Below are 20,252 nucleotides of genomic sequence, written 5' to 3'. Positions count from 1 at the left end.
AAAATAGCTTAAAGATCAGTAAATAATGTCAAGAATAAAGCATACTTCACCCTTTATATTAAGCTGTCTCTTGAGTGGGGTTACTGGCATTACATTTGCCCAAGAATCTAACCAAATCACTGTAGATACAGTTACACCAACACCACCTTATGAACTGCCTGTGGTTCCACCAAGTTCGGCAGAAAAAAACAGTTTTTATTACACTATTCCACGTTGGGTGGATGCAACACCTACCATTTTACCTGAACAGTCCAATGACCCGATTGTACCCAGCACAGCTGATACTGAGCATTTAACATGGTTTGATCAACGCCAAAAAAAGATTCGTCTTTGGGCAGATAAAACAGCACATAAACTTGACAACTGGTTTGGCGAGCCAAGTCCTGAAGAACCAGCATCTGCTACGTTACGTGTTTTAGTGGATAGCCGTTGGGATAAATATAATGATTATGAGGTTAAACCACGTATTCGAGGTAAAATCGATTTACCCACGCTTGAAAAGAAACTCAGTGTGGTTTTTGGTGATGACTCTCTCGATAACGAATTGCAAAATAACGTCGCCATAACCAATGAAAACCCTGCCAATGCTGAAGACAAAACAGTAGATGGTAAACGTAGCCGTGAAGATAACAGCTCTTTAGCCTTACGTTGGTCTAACTTTGCCGAACATCTGCCTTTCGAGACTGATGCCGATTTAGGGGTGCGTTCAGGCGATGATATTTATGTGCGTTTAAAAGCCTCTAAAGATTGGACGCTGGAAAATGATTTCTCGTTCCATGCCGAACAAATTTATCGTTATGGTATCGACAGCGAAAACTATCTCAGAACCAACTTAGAACTTATCCATGCGCGTCCTGATCATGCCTTTTTATCCAATCAATTCAGCCTGACTTATGCCGATGCACAAGAGGATGATTTACGCTGGGATAACTACACCTTTAGACAACACCAATTCTTTGCAGGCAACCGCTTTAACTACGGCGTTTATACGGGGGGTTATTACCATGATGATGACTTACGTTTAAACAGTTGGGGGCCGTTTGTTTCTTGGCGCCAACCTTTTTTACGTGAATGGTTCTTTATTCAGGGCGATGTCAATTATTTGAATGATGATCGCGAAGATCGTAATCATTATTTAGGGGCTTTAGTTCGTTTAGAGGCAATTTTCTAAACGATCTATGACTTAAAATATTACAGCCTCCCATAAAAAGACCAAGCCCTGATGTCATCAGGGCTTGGTCTTTTCCACTGATTCACTGCATACCACACAGTGAATCAAGTTTAAAACAGCGTTTTAACAACTTATTTTAATAATAAACTGTTAATGCGTTTCACGTATTCAGCAGGGTCTTCAGGTAAACCACCTTCAGCAATCACAGCCTGATCAAAAATCACATGTGCCAAATCATCAAACTGATTTGAAGCCTGCAACTTTTGCACCAATGGATGCTCAGGATTGATTTCCAAAATTGGTTTGCTCTCAGGTACAGGCTGACCTGCATCTTTCAACATACGAATCAATTGTGGCGAGAGTTCGCCCTCACCTGTTACCAAACATGCAGGTGAATCTACCAAACGTGTAGTTACACGTACTTCTTTGGTTTTAGCGCTTAAAGATGCAGACAATTGTTCAATCACTGGTTTAAATTGTTCCGCTGCCGCATCTAAAGCCTTTTTCTCTTCGGCATCTTGCAGGTCACCTAAATCGACCGCCCCTTTAGATACGTTTTGCAATGGCGTACCGTCAAACTCTTGGACAAAATTCATCGCCCATTCATCTACACGTTCTGCCATTAACAACACTTCAATGCCTTTTTTCTTAAATAACTCAAGTTGCGGTGAGTGTTTAGCAGCATTCAGACTATCAGCCGTTACATAATAAATTGCTTTTTGGCCTTCTTTCATTCGCGCTTTATAATCCGCCAATGATGTACTCATTTCATCATTATTCGAGGTCGCATAACGCAATAATTTCAGGATACGCTCACGATTACCAAAGTCTTCACCCAAGCCTTCTTTTAAGACTGAACCAAACTCTTGATAGAATTGCTTGAATTTTTCTTGGTCTTTTTCATCTTCTGACTTAGCTAAATTATCCAACATGTTCAGAACACGGCGGGTATTGCCTTCACGGATGGTTTTCACATCACGGCTTTCTTGAAGTAGTTCACGACTGACATTTAACGGCAAATCTGCACTATCAACCACACCTTGCACAAAGCGTAGATAATTTGGAATCAGGTTATCTGCCTCATCCATAATAAAGACACGTTTTACATATAATTTAATGCCCGCTTTGGCTTCACGGGTAAAAATATTGTGTGGTGCTTTACTTGGCACATACAACAACTGGGTATATTCCGTACTGCCTTCCACACGGTTGTGGGCCCATGCCAAAGGTGCATCAAAATCGTGGCTTAAGTTTTTATAAAACTCAATATACTGTTCTTCGCTGATCTCGCTTTTATTACGTGTCCATAAGGCACTGGCCGAGTTAATCGCTTCCCATTCATCCGTTTTAACATATTGTCCAGCTTTGGGTGCTTCTCCCTCAGCAACTTCTTCTTGCTGCCAGATTTCTTTCTGCATTTGAATTGGCAAGCTAATATGATCAGAATATTTATTCACAATCTGCTTTACTTTATAGCTTTCTAAATAATCCAATGCATCATCACGCAAATGCAAAATGATGTCAGTACCACGCTCTGCCTTATGAATTTGCTCAACATCAAATTCACCTGTACCGGCACTGCTCCAACGCACTGCCTCATCTGCAGCAAGGCCTGCACGGCGCGATTCTACGGTAATTTTATCGGCCACGATAAAACCTGAATAGAAACCCACACCAAATTGACCAATCAATTGTGCATCGGCTTTTTGATCGCCCGTTAATTTAGACATAAAGTCTTTGGTGCCCGATTTTGCAATCGTGCCTAAATGATCAATCGCTTCCTGTTGGCTTAGACCAATGCCGTTATCTGAAATGGTTAGGGTTTTGTTTTCTTGATCTAGACGAATACGTACACGTAAATCAGGATCATTTTCATAATATTCAGGATGATTGATGCCCTCAAAACGTAATTTGTCACAGGCATCTGATGCGTTAGAAATAAGTTCACGCAAGAAGATTTCAGGGTTGGAATAAAGAGAATGGGTCACCAAATGTAATAATTGAGCCACTTCGGCTTGGAAACTATGTTTTTGGCTATGCTCGCTCATTCATCACTCCTTAAATTCATAAACATGGTTATTGTTGGATGTGTTAATGAATTGGAGTGATGTCCTGATTTTTCAAGCCTAAATCTAGAAAAATTTAAAAAGGTGCGCGTTGATAGAGACGATTCAGATGCTCATCCAATTTTTGCTGACGTAGATCATACACCTGAGTTAAACACGATAGTGAACTGCCGCAACGATCACGTAATTCTAACCAACGAAATTGCTCATCACGAATTTGTGAGCGTGTACCCATCGCAACTAAACGACTGACTATACGATAGGTGGTGGCCATTTTCACATCGGCATCATTGACAGCGCGGTGCTCACAAATGGCATGTTCGGTTTGTGTTTTGGCTTTTTCACAAGAAAAACTGGCTGCATGACTAAATGAACTGAGCATGAAACAGGCACAAAAAATCCAACTATATTTTATAAACATGATATTTCCTTATTTTTCATACTCTACTTTATTCTTCAAAATTTAAATGAACATTGCCTATACGCTCAATCTTTTCATTTTGCACATTTGTTATTTTTTGCAATAAAAAACCCCATCATAAAGATGGGGTTGCGCTGATTTTTATTATTATAAAGGGCTAGCAATTATTAGAATTTGTAGCTATAACCGATGGTATATACCATTGGGTCGATGTCTAAATCAAACTTCTGAACACGCAATTTTTCAGCTGTATCATCAGCTAACGTAACTTCAGGGCTCAATTGTGCATAACGTGCATCAAAGAAGACACCCCAGTTTTTCGCATCAGCTGGTTGGAAGTTAAAACCAATTTGACCTGCAAAGCCAAAGTCTTCTTTTACGTCTTTAGCAACACCTTTTTCATCCCAAGCAACAAATGCTGTACCACCCACACCAATGTATGGGGTAAAACGGGTTGAATTTTTAAAGTGATATTTAGCTGTTAAAGTTGGCGGTAAATGCTTAATTTTTGCAGCTTTATCACCATTTACCAACACATCATGGCTGATTGGTGTAGCCAATAGAAGCTCTGCAGAGATATTGTCATTAAAGAAATATTCTACAGATGGTGTAAATGCATATTCATGATCTGCTTCAGCAACAACGCCAAAAGCCACTGTTGTATCTTGAGTTGGCGCTAAAACCGAACCACCAACTTTAACTTGCCATTGACCTGCCATTGCAGAAGCAGACATACCCATTAATGCAATTAGAGCAACTTGCTTTAACATTTTAAAACCACCTTTAGAATAAAAATCTTAACGCTTAATTAATATTAAACATGACTGCTATTAATATGCAACACATATTAAACATATATTTTAAATTATTTTACAACTCATTCATTATTATATAAATTTATTTAAATTAGACTAAAATGATTGGTATTTAAAACCAAGCTTATTTATCAACTATTTAGTATTATATTCCGAGTAGAATACTCTATTTTAATTCAAAATATTAATAAAGATTCATTTAAAATACACCTTTTAATTATTTTAAAATTCACATAGATTTATTTTAATTTGATTAATTTACTCAGCTTTATTGCAATACATTCGTAGAATAAAATTCCATCAGCTTAAATTTTGTAAATGTAAATAAAGAGAATAGAAATCATCTGCAATAATGATTGGGTAATACAGTAATTGGATCTATTTTTAATTGTATTGCATGAGGCCTAACAACGTAGATTGCTAAAAAGATTTGGTTAGATGATCTCTTTTTTTTGAATTTATAATTTTTATTGTGGCTTTGATTTTGATCAAGATTGCCATGCTTCGTAAAGCATGAACAATCTTGTATGTGATTCAATTAGATAGACTTAAAGAAAATAACTAGATGCTGCGCTTACTACAGCACCATGGCCGCAATCCAACCAAAAATCATCAATGGAATATTAAAATGAATAAAGGTCGGCACGACGCTGTCTTTCATGTGGTCATGCTGACCATCCATATTTAATCCTGAAGTTGGGCCTAAAGTTGAATCTGAGGCTGGTGAACCTGCATCACCTAACGCCGCGGCTGTACCAATAATGGCAATGGTTGCCGCAGGGCTAAAGCCAAACTGTAAACACAATGGTACATAAATAATCGCTAAAATTGGTACCGTCGAAAACGATGAACCAATGCCCAGCGTAATGAGCAAACCAATCAGCAACATTAAAAAGGCTGCTAAAGCCTTGCTATTACCAATCCATTCTACAGAGGCTTCTACCAAAGCGGGTACCTGATTGGTGGCTTCAATCACCGCGGCAAAGCCTTGTGCCGCAATCATAATAAAACCAATCAATGCCATCATACGCATACCCGTAATAATGACATCATCGGCTTCTTTCCATTTAAAAATTCCTGCACAGCTTAAAATGGCAACACCCACTAAGCCCGCCAAAATCATGGAATCCGAATAGAGTTGTACGACTAGCGTTGCAATAATCGCAAATACAGCCATCCACAAGGTAAATTTAGCAATCTGAGGTTTTTCAGTACCTTGCTCATTTGTATTTGAATTTAATTCACTGGAAATACTTTGGGTACGTTCTACCTGCACATCTTGATAGTGTCTTGGCTTGCGATAGCTCACAAACAACGCGATCAATAGCCCAATGAACATCCCAAATACAGGAATAAACATTGCGGCAGGAATATCTTGATTCTGAATGGCAAAGCCATAAGGTGCACCAAAAGTATTGATGTTATGCGCCAAAATATCGTTCAGGAAGATGGCACCAAAACCTACTGGTACGAACATATAGGTTGCCACCAAACCAAATGTGAGCAAACATGCCACAGCACGACGATCTAAATTCAAGTGATTGAATACACTCAACAGCGGTGGAATCAACACAGGAATAAATGCAATATGCACAGGAATCAGGTTTTGCGAGAACACTGCTGCCAAAGCCACAGTAAAGTAAATCAGATATTTGACCCGATTCTGAACTTTGCTGTTTTGACTGCCAGTTAAAGTACGAATAAGTTTATAGGCCAATAAATCAGGCAAACCTGAACGTGCCAAAGCCAATGCAAATGCACCCAAAATACCGTAAGCCAGCGCGATTTTCGCACCACCACCTAAGCCATTGTTAAAGGAATCTAAAGTTCCTTGTAAGCCCAAACCAGCCAGTAAACCACCAGAAACGGCACCAATCACCAAGGCAAAAACCACAGGCACACGAGCCAGCGACAATCCAAACATGATTGTGATGGCAGCAATAATTGCGAACATAAGAGATGAAAATTTAAAAAAGAAGCTATTTTATCAGAGATTATGAATGATGGAGTTGACCAAACATTCAACTCCGACAAATGAATCTAAGTATGATCAGGCAAAAATCACTGATTTTCATGCTTATAAGCAAAGTCACGGATGGCTGTAGCAACAGCTTGTGGCTGACTAAGAATTGCCCAATGATTAGCAACCAATTCCACCCGTTGAAAATGCTCAACCCAATGTGACATTTCATCGGCCAATTCAGGACTCACAAATTGGTCGTACTTCAATACAATTGCCTGTACAGGACAAACTGCATAACGCGGTCGTGGCTTGAGTAAGCGTGGAATAAAATTGGCGCGATACAACTGAACCCCGTGGCGACCATCCTGTGCAACATGTGGATTCATAGCAATATCTGTATGACGTTCTAAACGCATGACCACGTTGCGCCATTGCTCAGGTTTAAAAAAATGCCACAGCATAGGTGCAACCATTGGCAATTGAAATGCGGCAATATACCAAGACTTGCGGATTTGTTTCAGAAATTTGAGTTTGTGCTGTGCAAATTGCTTACGCATCCAGAATGCTGCATGATCTAAACATGGGCCCGAAATACTACTGTAAGATAAAATCCGCCCTTTAAATTCTGAGCTGGTCACAGCTTCCCAAGACTGAATTGAACCCCAGTCATGTGCGGCCAAATGAAATGCAGCACGCTGCCCCAACACGGCATTGGCCACATACATTAAATCTGTAGCCAATTGCGGCAAGCTATAAGCACGCATAGAACGTGGTGCCAAAGACTGCCCCGCTCCACGTACATCGTAACTCACAATATAAAAATCCTGTACCAACAGCGCAATGACCCGCTCCCAGACTTCTTGATGATCAGGATAGCCATGCACCAAGATCAGCGCAGGTAAGTGAGGCTCACCCCAAGTTTTGACATACAGTTTTTGTTTATCTGAAGTTTCAATCCATTGTGCTTGCGCTTGCATAAATATCCTTTTTATTGACCTTTGTTGCACTCAGCATAACAAAACATGCCATATTGATGCCTAAATTTTAGACTAATATAAGGCATCCAGACTTGAAAGTTATAGTTAAAATCACATGAATCTGCTTAAAAAACTACAAAGTATTCCACTTATTTCTAAATATTTTTTAAATCGTTATGCGCCCTATCGCGGTGCGGGTATCGAAATTGATCAGATTGATTTAGCTGAATATCATGTGCGGGTCAAAATGCCGCTGACCCGAAAAAACCAAAATATTGTTGGGGTGCATTTTGGTGGCAGCCTATATTCTATGGTCGATCCTTTCTATATGCTCATTCTGATGCATCACCTAGGTTCCAAATATATAGTTTGGGATAAAGCTGCGAGCATTCAATTTCTTGCCCCTGGTCGTAGCACGGTATATGCAGATATTCGCCTCAGCGCAGAAGAAATTAATGAAGTTAAGCAACTGACCGAAAATTATGCACCGATCACACGCCAATATAGCTTGAATATTTTGGATGAATCTGGCGTACGCATTGCCGAAGTACATAAGACGGTATATATCCGACGTAAAAAGCCCAAAGCCGTAGCAACATAATTTTTAGCTCACATAAAAACGCAGAATCATGAGATTCTGCGTTGTATGTATTGAAATATCATTTTAATCCAAAGACAAAAAATCGATGTCACCGACAAACTTTGCGACTCTTTTTTTAGCAGGTATGGATCAGTTAAAGTATTGCTGTTAATACATCAGTGGATCATAAAAATTATAAACATTGATGGTATTTAAAATTCAAGGATCATTAAAATGAAAAAAATTCTTGTGCCAATCTTTTCCCTACTTTGTTTTTATTCATCGACATCTATCCATGCTTTAGAGCCTAATACATTTACCAAAGTGCAGACTTTGAAAAATGTGGCTTATGGACCTCATCCTCAACAAGTGATGGATGTCTATTTCCCCGCCAAAGTACTCACAGATCAAACACCTGCACCGCTCATGATGATGGTCCATGGGGGTGCTTGGAAAATAGGTGATAAAAATCATGCTGCTGTGGTCAAAAATAAGCTGAGTTACTGGAACAAACAAAACTGGATTTTTGTGTCTATCAACTATAGATTAATTCCGGATGTGACCGTACAGCAGCAAACTCAGGATATAGCTCAAGCGCTTATTTATATCCAAAATCAGGCACCGCATTGGAATGCTGACTCAAAACGCTTGGTACTTATGGGACATTCTGCGGGCGCACATCTGGTCAGTCTATTAACCGTTCGTCCCCATTGGCTGGCCCCTCAGCCTAAACCTTGGCGTGCTACAGTTGCTTTAGATAGCGCGGCTTATGATATTGAAAAGATGATGCAAACACGTCATGCTCATTTTTATGATCAAGCCTTTGGTGATCAGCCCTCCAACTGGAAAGCCCTTTCTCCGATAGCTCAGCTGCACCAAGCTCTACCAGCATTTCTCGCTGTGTGTTCAACCATCCGCGCAGACCAACCCTGTACTCAAGCTCGGCAATTTATTCAACAAGCACAAAAATTCGGGACTCAAACCCAATTATTGCCTGTCCGACTTTCACATGCTGAAATCAACAAATCATTGGGGCAAAATAATCCCTATACTCAAGCAGTCAATCAATTTATCCAAACGCATTAATTTTTCAGCTCACATAAAAAAACGCAGAATCATGAGATTCTGCGTTGTATGTACTGAAATATAAGTACTTCAATAGGATGGTTTGGCTGTTCGTATTCAGATTAACGCTTTTGCTCGATCGCTGCACCAGCACCACCACCAACAGCACCACCGATTGCAGCGCCTGCGTTACCACCTATCACTTCTTTACCTAAAATTGAACCAATCGCACCGCCAATTCCACTATAGGTTGCGTTACGGTTAGAACCATCTTGGGTTTTACTTCCAACTGCCGCACCTGCACCTGCGCCTGCTGCTGCACCAACACTACCACCTACGCTGTTACCCGCTGCGCCACCAACGGCACCACCTAATGCTGCAGCGCCAATACGCTGGTCATTAGAACTCATGCTTTCACAACCTGCCATAAACATGGTCGATACTGTGGCAATTGCCAATACACTCAATACTTTTTTCATGGTGATTACTCCCCCTCGGTCTATTCGCTCTCAGCTTAGTGCATATTGCGGTAACAACTTTGAAAAAACTGTTACCAAGCACAGTAAGATGAAGGTATTTCTGTAAAAGACTTAAGGCTGAATAGATGATTCAGCACCATCTTCTTCCAAAAGCATGACATCTCTTGTGGTTTGTCCATCTTCAGTAAAAACTGCATGAGAAATCGTTTCTTTGGTTTCAGGTGTTTTTACCTGATCCAACTTCAAAGTACGGTGAATAGGTGCTTGTCCTTGCTTATATTCCACACCTTCCGCATCAATACTTTTGACTTCTGAAAGAATCTGTCCATCTTGTTTTAGGGTTTTATTCAGCTCAATTTTTGAAGTAGGAACAATCACACCGCCCTTTTGAATCACAGGTAAACCCAACTGTTTCTCTGAAAACTGGCTTTGATCATCATCAAATACCACTTCTTTGGCTACAATATCTTTACCCTGATTACTGACTTCAAAAATTGTCGATTCCACATGACGTACAGGTGGCTCACCTGCAACTTTACGAGTCACTTCAGTTTTCAATACAGGCACAATCGCTTTATCTTTCACCACAATACTATGCGGCATTGGTGCCGCAAGAATTGGCAAGCTGATCAACATTGCCGATACACCCAATACAATACCTGTAAATTTCATGTGTTATCCCCTAGTTTTTCATCATATTTTTAAATTGTTCTGATTCCACTATAAGAAATATTCTAGTTTTATTAAAGCAAAATCTGAGTTTAAAGTGACACATAAAAAAAGACGCCCCGAGAGGCGTCTTTTAGATTCATGTATTCAGTTTGAATTACAAATCGTTGAATTCATCGCTAAATGCTTGGCTTAATGCTTGGTCTACATCAGAGAAGTCATTAACCAACGCAATTTCTGCAGCTTCAGCTTCCTGACGACGACGTTCCAAGTGATACGCCAAACCAGTACCTGCAGGAATCAAACGACCTACAACCACGTTCTCTTTCAAGCCACGTAAGTCATCTTCTTTACCTGTTACAGCTGCTTCAGTTAACACACGTGTTGTTTCCTGGAACGATGCAGCAGAAATGAACGAGTCAGTTGAAAGCGATGCTTTGGTAATACCCATCAATTGACGTTCAAACTTCGCAGGGAACTTGTTTTGTGCCAATACTGCTTGGTTTTCTTGTACCACGCGGATGTAATCCACTTGTTCGCCTTTAATGAAGCTAGTATCGCCACCATCGGTGATTTCGACTTTACGCAACATTTGACGTACGATCACTTCAATGTGCTTATCGTTGATTTTTACACCTTGTAAACGGTAAACGTCTTGAACTTCATTCACGATGTAATTCGTTAACGCGACTTCACCTTTCAAGCGCAAGATGTCATGTGGATTTTGTGGACCATCAGAAATGGTTTCACCACGGTTCACATGCTCACCTTCAAACACGTTGATGCTACGCCATTTTGGAATCAACTCTTCGTAAATCTCAGAGCCATCATCCGGTGTAATTACCAAACGGTTCTTACCTTTGGTTTCTTTACCAAAGCTCACGATACCAGACACTTCTGCAAGAATCGCATGCTCTTTAGGTTTACGTGCTTCAAACAAGTCAGCAACACGTGGTAAACCACCGGTAATATCACGAGTACGTGAAGATTCTTGTGGAACACGACCAATGACGTCACCCACACCAATGCTTTCGCCATCACGCACAGAAAGAATGGTATTTTGTGGCAAGAAGTAGAATTGTTCACCACCATCTACAGTGTCTAATACGACTGCAGGACGTAAGTCTTTACCTGACGCAGGACGTGAAGTCACTGGCAAGATTTCAACTGTGGTCATACCAGTCGCATCATCTGTTTTCGAGGTTGCAGTCACGCCATCAGCAATCTGGCTGAAACGGATTTTACCCGCAACTTCAGTTACAAGTGGATGTGTGTGCGGATCCCAAGTCGCAACGATACCGCCTGCTTCTACAGCTTCGCCATCTTTTAGCAAGATTGAGGCACCGTATGGCAGTTTATAGCGTTCGCGCTCACGACCAAGCTCATCGGCAATACCAATTTCACCTGAACGAGATACAGATACCAAGTGGCCTTTAGCGTGTTGTACAGTTTTCACGTTGTGGAAACGTACTGAACCTTTATTACGCACTTGTACGCTGTTCGCTGCAGAAGTTCGGCTTGCTGCACCACCCACGTGGAATGTACGCATGGTTAACTGAGTACCTGGCTCACCAATCGATTGAGCAGCCATAACACCTACAGATTCACCTGGGTTTACCAAGTGACCACGTGCTAGGTCACGACCATAACACTTCGCACATACACCAAAGGTCGATTCACATGACACGACTGAACGCACTTTCACTTCATCGACACCTTGCTCTTCAAGGAAGTTTGCAAGTTTTTCGTCAATGAGTGTATTACGTGGCAGAATAACTTCGTCTGAACCCGCTTTCTTCACGTCTTCAGCAGTCACACGACCCAATACACGTGTACCTAGGTTTTCAATGACATCACCACCCTGAATGAATGGAGTCATCACTAAACCACCATAGGTACCACAATCTGGCTCAGTGATCACCAAGTCTTGTGCAACGTCTACCAAACGACGTGTCAAGTAACCTGAGTTCGCTGTTTTCAATGCGGTATCGGCCAAACCTTTACGCGCACCGTGTGTTGAAATGAAGTACTGAAGTACCGTCAAACCTTCACGGAAGTTCGCTTTAATTGGGGTTTCAATGATCGAACCATCTGGTTTCGCCATCAAACCACGCATACCCGCCAACTGACGAATCTGTGCCGCACTACCACGCGCACCAGAATCCGACATCATGTAGATCGAGTTGAATGATTTTTGCTTCTCGTCTTCACCCTGTTTGTTTTTCACAGTAGTGAATGACAAGTTGTCCATCATCGCTTTAGCAACTTGGTCGTTGGTACGCGCCCAAATATCGACCACTTTGTTATAACGCTCACCTGCAGTTACGAAACCTTGCTCGAACTGTTGTTCAATTTCACGAACTTCAGTTTCTGCCTTTTCAATAATTGCTTGTTTTTGTGGCGGAATAACCATGTCTTCCATACCCACAGACACACCTGAACGTGTCGCTTGACGGAAGCCCAAGTACATCAATTGGTCGGCGAAGATAACTGTATCTTTTAGACCCAATTTACGGTAGCAAGAGTTGATTAACTTCGAGATATTCTTTTTGTTCATCTCAAGGTTAATTTGCTCAAAGCTTAAACCTTCAGGCACAACTTCCCAAAGTAAGCAACGACCTGGTGTAGTGTCGACAACAATCGTTTGTTGCTCACGCTCGCCATTTTCATTGATTACAGTTTGGTGTACACGAGCTTTTACGCGAGCGTGTAAATCTACCTGACCTGTTGCAAGCGCACGGTTTACTTCGTGCGTATCCGCAAACACCATGCCTTCACCTTTGGCATTTACAGCATCACGTGTGATGTAGTAAAGACCCAAGACCACGTCCTGAGAAGGTACGATGATTGGCTCACCGTTCGCAGGAGACAAGATGTTGTTGGTCGACATCATTAACGCACGCGCTTCTAACTGCGCTTCAAGTGTTAATGGTACGTGTACCGCCATTTGGTCACCGTCAAAGTCGGCGTTAAACGCAGCACAGACAAGCGGGTGAAGACGGATCGCTTTACCTTCAATCAGGATCGGTTCAAATGCTTGAAGGCCTAAACGGTGAAGCGTTGGCGCACGGTTCAACATCACTGGGTGTTGACGAATCACAGATGCAAGAACGTCCCAAACTTCTGGCGTTTCACGCTCAACCATTTTCTTCGCAGCTTTAATGGTAGTTGCTTGACCTGAAGCTTGTAGTTTGGCAAAGATGAACGGCTTGAATAGCTCAAGTGCCATTTTCTTCGGAAGACCACATTGGTGCAGACGTAGGTTTGGACCTACAGTAATTACCGAACGACCAGAGTAGTCAACACGCTTACCAAGTAAGTTCTGACGGAAACGACCTTGCTTACCTTTGATCATATCTGCCAAAGATTTAAGCGGGCGCTTATTAGAACCAGTAATTGCACGACCACGACGACCGTTATCTAGCAACGCATCTACTGACTCTTGTAGCATACGTTTTTCGTTACGTACGATGATGTCTGGCGCTGCAAGGTCAAGAAGACGCTTCAAACGGTTGTTACGGTTAATCACACGACGGTAAAGGTCGTTCAAGTCAGAAGTCGCGAAACGACCACCTTCAAGTGGTACAAGCGGACGAAGGTCTGGTGGAAGTACAGGCAGTACATTCATCACCATCCATTCTGGCTTGTTGTTCGACTCTTTGAACGCTTCCATCAACTTCAAACGCTTAGATGCTTTTTTCAGCTTAGTTTCTGAAGTTGTTTGTGGAATTTCTTCACGTAAACGCGCAATTTCAGCTTCAAGATCGATGTCTTTCAACAAATCTTGAACCGCTTCAGCACCCATTTTCGCTGTGAATTCATCACCATGCTCTTCTAAAGCATTGAAGTATTCTTCGTCATTGAGAAGTTGGTATTTCTCAAATGGTGTCATACCTGGGTCAGTCACCACATAAGATTCAAAATACAATACACGTTCGATATCACGTAAAGTCATGTCTAACAATAGACCAATACGGCTCGGAAGTGATTTTAAGAACCAAATGTGTGCAACTGGAGAAGCTAGTTCGATGTGACCCATACGCTCACGGCGAACTTTTGCAGTCGTTACTTCTACGCCACATTTTTCACAAATGACGCCTTTGTATTTCATACGCTTGTATTTACCACACAAGCATTCGTAATCTTTTACTGGACCAAAAATTTTGGCACAGAATAAACCATCACGTTCTGGTTTGAACGTACGATAGTTAATGGTTTCTGGCTTTTTAACTTCACCGTGAGACCATGACTTAATCATTTCTGGTGACGCAAGACCAATACGGATGCGATCAAACTCTACTGGAGCATGACCGTCTGAATCCGTCTTTTTGCGCATGATATCGAGCAAGTCTTTCAATTTTTTTCTCCGTGTGCTGGGCGCTTGGTTTTCACAGCCCAACTGGGTCACAAATATTGTTTTTTAACTGAATCATCCACCCTTGCCCATTTAAAACGGTGAGAAGCTTGGCTTCGCAAGGGGGATGCAATGGTTACTTAGTCACCATTTTTCAGTTCAATGTTGATACCTAAAGAACGGATCTCTTTGGTCAATACGTTAAATGATTCAGGCATGCCCGGATCCATATAATGGTTGCCATCTACAATGTTCTTATAGATGCGGGTACGACCTTCAACGTCATCCGACTTCACAGTGAGCATTTCTTGCAGCGTATAAGCAGCACCGTATGCTTCAAGTGCCCAGACTTCCATCTCACCGAAACGCTGACCACCGAATTGTGCCTTACCACCTAACGGCTGTTGCGTTACAAGTGAGTAAGAACCTGTAGAACGTGCGTGCATCTTGTCATCCACCAAGTGGTTAAGTTTGAGCATGTACATATAACCTACAGTCACAGGACGGTCGAATTTCTCGCCTGTACGTCCATCATACAATACGGTCTGACCAGAACGTGGTAATTCAGCAAGTTCAAGCAATTCTTTGATTTGACCTTCTTCAGCACCATCAAATACTGGAGTAGCCAATGGAACACCTGCACGCAAGTTACCAGCCAATACCAAGATTTCATCATCAGTTAAGCTGTCAAGATCTTCTTGCTCGCCACCCACTTTGTTATAAATCTTGTCTAGGAACGCACGTAGTTCAGCAATCTCACGTTGTTGTTTGAGCATCTTGTCAATTTGCTCACCCAAACCTTTGGCTGCCATACCCAAGTGTGTTTCAAGAATCTGACCCACGTTCATACGAGATGGTACACCTAGTGGGTTCAATACGATGTCAACAGGTACACCGTTAGCATCGTGCGGCATGTCTTCTACTGGCAAGATGTTAGATACAACACCTTTGTTACCGTGACGACCCGCCATCTTATCACCCGGTTGGATGCGACGTTTAACAGCCAAGTACACCTTAACAACTTTCAACACGCCTGTAGTGAGCTCATCGCCTGTAGAAAGTTTACGTTTCTTCTCAGCAAATTTCTCATCAATTTCAAAGCTCTTCTCTTTCAAGAAGGTTTGAATTTGCGTTAAGCGTTCAGCAATCGCTTCATCACTTGGTTGAATTTCAAGTAAATCCACTAAAGCCAAGCCTGACAACATATCTTCAGAAAGCTTGTCGCCACGTTTGGTTGTACCGCCACCGTTAGACTCTTGGCCTTTCAATAAACGGATGATACGTTCACGTGCAGCTTCTTCAAAGATTTTGTATTCTTCTTTCAAGTCTTTGCGATATGCATCTAACTGTGCTTTTTCAATTGCTTGCGCACGTTCGTCTTTTTCAAGACCATCGCGGGTAAACACTTGAACGTCAATCACTGTACCTTTAGTACCTGATGGCACGCGAAGCGATGAATCTTTAACGTCAGCCGCTTTTTCACCAAAGATTGCACGAAGCAATTTTTCTTCAGGTGTTAATTGCGTTTCACCTTTAGGTGTTACTTTACCTACAAGGATATCGCCCGCAGTCACTTCAGCACCAATATAAACAATACCTGACTCGTCTAATTTAGACAGTGCAGCTTCGCCTACGTTTGGAATATCAGCTGTGATTTCTTCAGCACCCAATTTGGTATCACGTGCAACACATGACAATTCTTGAATGTGAATCGACGTTAGACGGTCTTCTTGAAGTACACGCTCAGAAAGCAAGATCGAGTCTTCGTAGTTGTAACCATTCCAAGTCATGAACGCAACGCGCATGTTCTGACCAAGCGCAAGCTCACCGCCATCAGTCGATGGGCCGTCAGCCAATACATCACCACGACCAACCTTATCACCCATCTTCACCAAAACTTTTTGGTTAATACAAGTGTTCTGGTTCGAACGTGTGTATTTGATCAGGTTGTAGATATCCACACCTGCTTCACCTGCGATCATTTCTTCTTCGTTAACACGAATCACCACACGTGACGCATCAACATATTCAATACGACCACCACGTTTCGCGATCACACATACACCTGAGTCATGCGCTACGTTGGCTTCCATACCTGTACCAACAAGTGGCTTGTCGGCAATTAAAGTTGGAACCGCTTGACGTTGCATGTTCGAACCCATCAAGGCACGGTTGGCGTCATCGTGCTCAAGGAATGGAATCAGTGATGCTGCAACAGAAACAACCTGTTGTGCAGATACGTCCATGTGCGTTACACGCTCTGGTGGCATACGCACGAAATCACCTTGGTGACGTACAGATACGAATTCTTCTGTTAAGTTGCCATCTTGGTCTACGCTTGAATCCGCTTGCGCAATAATTGTGCCGACTTCTTCAATTGCAGATAAGTATTCAACTTCTTCAGTCACACGGCCTTCAACGACTTTACGGTATGGTGTTTCCAAGAAACCAAAATTGTTGGCTTTGGCATACACAGAAAGTGAGTTAATCAAACCAATATTTGGACCTTCAGGCGTTTCAATTGGACATACACGACCATAGTGAGTTTGGTGTACGTCACGCACCTCAAAGCCTGCACGTTCACGTGTCAAACCACCTGGACCAAGCGCGGATACACGACGCTTATGGGTGATTTCAGACAATGGGTTGTTTTGGTCCATGAACTGAGACAATTGGCTTGAACCAAAGAATTCTTTGATTGCAGCAGCCACTGGCTTCGCGTTGATTAAATCTTGCGGAGACAAGTTGTCTGTTTCAGCTTGAGACAAACGCTCTTTAACAGCACGTTCTACACGCACTAAACCAACACGGAATTGGTTTTCTGTCATCTCACCTACTGAACGCACGCGACGGTTACCTAAGTGGTCGATGTCGTCGACTTCACCTTTACCGTTACGGATTTCAATTAAGGTTTTCAGTACGTCGGTAATGTCTTCATTTGACAAAATACCTTCAACTTCACGCGACTTCTGATCTGTACCCACTTCGTAAGGACGACCCAAACGACGGTTAAACTTCATACGACCAACTGGCGATAAATCATAACGCTCAGAAGAGAAGAACAAGTTATTGAACAGATTTTCAGCTGCTTCTTTCGTTGGTGGCTCACCTGGACGCATCACTTTGTAGATTTCTACAAGCGCATCTTCACGACCCGTTGTAGTATCTGCACGTAAAGTATCGGCAATGAAAGAACCACGGTCGATGTCATTGGTGAACAGAATATTGAACTGTTTTACGCCGCCTTCAGCAATTTTAACCATGACTTCATGGCTTAACAGCGTGTTTGCAGCAATCACTTCGCCATCACGTAAAGCAATGTCTTCTGCCGTGATGCGTTCGTACAAGTATTCATCTGGAACTGAAAGTTTTTCTAGGCCAGCAGCTTCCATTTGACGTACGTGACGCGCATTAATACGTTTACCTTGTTCAACAATCACTTTACCGTCAGCATCAGTGATGTCGAATTGCGCCATTTCGCCACGTAAGCGTTCTGGTACAAGGTCAATCTGGTAGCTACCCATGTCTAAGTAGACAGGTACTTTCTCAAAGAACAAGTCTAGGATTTGTTCGTTGCTATAACCTAATGCACGCAATACCACAGTCGCTAATAATTTACGACGACGGTCAATACGTACATACACCAAGTCTTTGGCATCGAATTCAAAGTCTAACCATGAGCCACGGTAAGGAATGATACGTGCTGAATACAACACTTTACCGCTCGAGTGGGTTTTACCTTTATCGTGGTCAAAGAACACACCTGGTGAACGGTGTAATTGAGATACGATCACACGCTCGGTACCGTTAATTACGAAAGTACCGTTATCCGTCATTAAAGGCATTTCGCCCATATAGACTTCTTGTTCACGCACATCTTTGATTGATTTTGTTTCGCGATCTTTAATGATCAAACGAATTTTTACGCGCATTGGTGCCGCATAAGTTGAGCCGCGAAGAATACACTCACGCACGTCAAACTCAGGCTTACCAAGACTATACTCAACAAATTCTAAAGCAGCATTGCCAGAATAACTTTCTATAGGAAAAACTGAACGAAATGCGGCTTGGAGACCGATATCTTCGCGGCTTTTTGGAGTTTTGCCATCTTGTAGAAATGTACGGTACGAGTCGACTTGAATCGAAAGCAAGTACGGTGCATCCATCACTTGGGGCAATTTACCAAAATTCTTACGGATCCGTTTCTTTTCGGTATATGAGTATGCCATCTGGAGTCCTCGGAAAGTAAACTAAACCCGCCTGCAGAACGGGTTTAGAAGGAATTACGCAGGCCGATATGGCCACCACTCTTTACAAATGCTGCAATTTTTAGTGGTATTAAAACGCTTAACAATATTTTCAAATGTGGAAAAATATTGGTAAGCGTTTGATTATATTGATTTATATTCTTTTTGATGGTTTTTCCATCATTCAAACAAAAATCGAGCCGATAATTGTAACGCAAAAAGGCTGATGACCCAAGAGCCATCAGCCATTTTTTGGAGCCGATTGTAAAAAAATCGACTCCCCTTAAGATTACTTAAGTGTAACTGTAGCACCAGCTTCTTCAAGTTTCTTCTTAAGCTCTTCACCTTCTTCTTTAGAAACAGCTTCTTTGATCACTGAAGGAGCGCCTTCAACGATGTCTTTAGCTTCTTTAAGACCAAGGCCAGTAGCTTCACGAACTGCTTTAATTACAGCAACTTTGTTCGCACCGAAAGAAGTCAACTCAACGTTGAATTCTGATTGCTCTTCTGCAGCACCAGCAGCAGCGCCAGGAGCAGCAGCAACAGCTACAGCAGCAGCTGATACATTGAATTTCTCTTCAAAAGCAGAGATAAGTTCAACAAGTTCAAGAACAGTTTTTTCAGCAACTGCGTTTAAGATTTCTTCGTTAGTTAAAGCCATGAGAATAACTCCAAATGGAAATTGAATGGTGTGGAAATAAATTTCAGCTTATGCAGCTTCTGACTCGTTTTTCTCTTTGAGCGCAGTAATAAGGCGACCCAATTTCGAAATAGGAGCTTGAAGAACGTTTGCAAGCATAGTAAGCGCTTTTTCTTGGTTCGGAAGATTCGCAATTACGCTAACTTCAGCACCTTGGTAAAGTTTGCCGTCAAATGCAGCAGCTTTAAGTTCAAATGCTTTGTTTGTTTTAGCGAATTCTTCGAACAAGCGTGCAGCTGCACCCATGTCGTCTTCAGAAGTCGAGAAAGCTAAAATTGTTGGGCCAACAAGGTTGTCGTTCAAGATCGTGAATTGCGTATCTTGAAGAGCGCGTTTTGCCAAAGTATTACGTACAACACGTGTAGTAACGCCTAATTTACGCGCTTCAACACGTAGAGCCGTTAATTGCTCAACGCTTAAACCCTGATAGTCAGCAACAACAGCTGAGAACGCTTTAGAAGCAACTTCGTTTACTTCTGCTACGATCTGTTTTTTGTCTTCGATAAGAAGAGCCATTGTAAAACCTCCTAACGGTGATTTATGTACTTACACGAAGTACACTCCCAATTCGTAAATTCAAAACTGAATTTACACGCGGAGGATGAATAAATCACACCACCGCGTCTACCCAGGCTGGGATATTAAGAAAGCAGCATAAAACCACTTTCGCCTGAGGTCTTTGACGCTGATAAATTCTCATTTACCAATTCAAAGTCCGCCTGAATATCCCCTCTCCTGCTAGGAG

General features: G+C 42.0%; 14 protein-coding genes. 3 read left to right on the top strand and 11 right to left on the bottom strand.

Annotated features, from left to right (window positions below; all coding sequences use genetic code 11):
• Positions 1 to 25: 25 nt before the first annotated feature.
• On the top strand, positions 26 to 1,171 hold the full coding sequence (locus tag ACNS8M_RS01270; RefSeq protein WP_168541303.1) for a hypothetical protein: 1,146 nt from the start codon (positions 26 to 28) through the stop codon (positions 1,169 to 1,171).
• A gap of 131 nt (positions 1,172 to 1,302) precedes the next feature.
• Here the strand turns inward: ACNS8M_RS01270 and htpG are convergent, their stop codons facing one another.
• From htpG to ACNS8M_RS01245, 5 genes are all read right to left on the bottom strand, one after another.
• Entirely contained in the window at positions 1,303 to 3,219 is a 1,917-nt protein-coding gene (gene htpG, locus ACNS8M_RS01265) for a molecular chaperone HtpG (protein ID WP_168541301.1), read from the bottom strand.
• Between the two features lie 94 nt (positions 3,220 to 3,313).
• Positions 3,314 to 3,658, bottom strand: a complete 345-nt coding sequence (locus tag ACNS8M_RS01260) for a lysozyme inhibitor LprI family protein (protein ID WP_168541299.1) — start codon at positions 3,656 to 3,658, stop codon at positions 3,314 to 3,316.
• Positions 3,659 to 3,825: 167 nt separating this feature from the next.
• Entirely contained in the window at positions 3,826 to 4,428 is a 603-nt protein-coding gene (locus tag ACNS8M_RS01255; protein ID WP_168541297.1) for an OmpW/AlkL family protein, read from the bottom strand.
• Positions 4,429 to 5,050: 622 nt separating this feature from the next.
• Complete coding sequence (locus ACNS8M_RS01250) at positions 5,051 to 6,427, bottom strand: Na+/H+ antiporter family protein (protein ID WP_168541295.1); 1,377 nt, start codon at positions 6,425 to 6,427, stop codon at positions 5,051 to 5,053.
• Between the two features lie 107 nt (positions 6,428 to 6,534).
• Complete coding sequence (locus tag ACNS8M_RS01245; RefSeq protein ID WP_168541293.1) at positions 6,535 to 7,413, bottom strand: alpha/beta fold hydrolase; 879 nt, start codon at positions 7,411 to 7,413, stop codon at positions 6,535 to 6,537.
• A 115-nt stretch (positions 7,414 to 7,528) separates the two neighbouring features.
• Between ACNS8M_RS01245 and ACNS8M_RS01240 the strand changes: the two genes are divergently transcribed.
• On the top strand, positions 7,529 to 8,014 hold the full coding sequence (locus tag ACNS8M_RS01240; protein ID WP_168541291.1) for a DUF4442 domain-containing protein: 486 nt from the start codon (positions 7,529 to 7,531) through the stop codon (positions 8,012 to 8,014).
• Between the two features lie 213 nt (positions 8,015 to 8,227).
• Positions 8,228 to 9,079, top strand: coding sequence for an alpha/beta hydrolase (locus tag ACNS8M_RS01235; RefSeq protein ID WP_168541289.1), 852 nt, complete (start codon positions 8,228 to 8,230; stop codon positions 9,077 to 9,079).
• Positions 9,080 to 9,180: 101 nt separating this feature from the next.
• Here ACNS8M_RS01235 and ACNS8M_RS01230 read toward each other — a convergent pair whose 3' ends face one another.
• The 6 genes from ACNS8M_RS01230 to rplJ form a co-directional block, all read right to left on the bottom strand.
• Positions 9,181 to 9,537, bottom strand: a complete 357-nt coding sequence (locus ACNS8M_RS01230; RefSeq protein WP_168417618.1) for a DNA transfer protein p32 — start codon at positions 9,535 to 9,537, stop codon at positions 9,181 to 9,183.
• A 111-nt stretch (positions 9,538 to 9,648) separates the two neighbouring features.
• Positions 9,649 to 10,209, bottom strand: a complete 561-nt coding sequence (locus ACNS8M_RS01225) for a hypothetical protein (protein ID WP_168541287.1) — start codon at positions 10,207 to 10,209, stop codon at positions 9,649 to 9,651.
• A gap of 154 nt (positions 10,210 to 10,363) precedes the next feature.
• Positions 10,364 to 14,563 (bottom strand): DNA-directed RNA polymerase subunit beta', encoded by a 4,200-nt coding sequence (gene rpoC / locus ACNS8M_RS01220; RefSeq protein WP_168461828.1) that lies wholly within the window; start codon positions 14,561 to 14,563, stop codon positions 10,364 to 10,366.
• Positions 14,564 to 14,700: 137 nt separating this feature from the next.
• The gene (rpoB, locus tag ACNS8M_RS01215; protein ID WP_168417621.1) at positions 14,701 to 18,789 is read right to left on the bottom strand and encodes a DNA-directed RNA polymerase subunit beta; all 4,089 of its coding nucleotides are present in this window, start codon (positions 18,787 to 18,789) and stop codon (positions 14,701 to 14,703) included.
• A 307-nt stretch (positions 18,790 to 19,096) separates the two neighbouring features.
• A complete protein-coding gene (rplL, locus tag ACNS8M_RS01210; RefSeq protein WP_168417622.1) occupies positions 19,097 to 19,468 on the bottom strand; it encodes a 50S ribosomal protein L7/L12 in 372 nt (123 codons plus the stop codon).
• 48 nt (positions 19,469 to 19,516) lie between these two features.
• Positions 19,517 to 20,023, bottom strand: a complete 507-nt coding sequence (rplJ, locus tag ACNS8M_RS01205) for a 50S ribosomal protein L10 (protein WP_019836123.1) — start codon at positions 20,021 to 20,023, stop codon at positions 19,517 to 19,519.
• Positions 20,024 to 20,252 lie beyond the last annotated feature (229 nt).

It is taken from the genome of Acinetobacter sp. A2 (assembly GCF_048537555.1).
Taxonomy (GTDB): Bacteria; Pseudomonadota; Gammaproteobacteria; order Pseudomonadales; family Moraxellaceae; genus Acinetobacter.
Note: the sequence above shows the minus strand (reverse complement) of the source record. Positions and strands in the feature narration are given on the sequence as shown.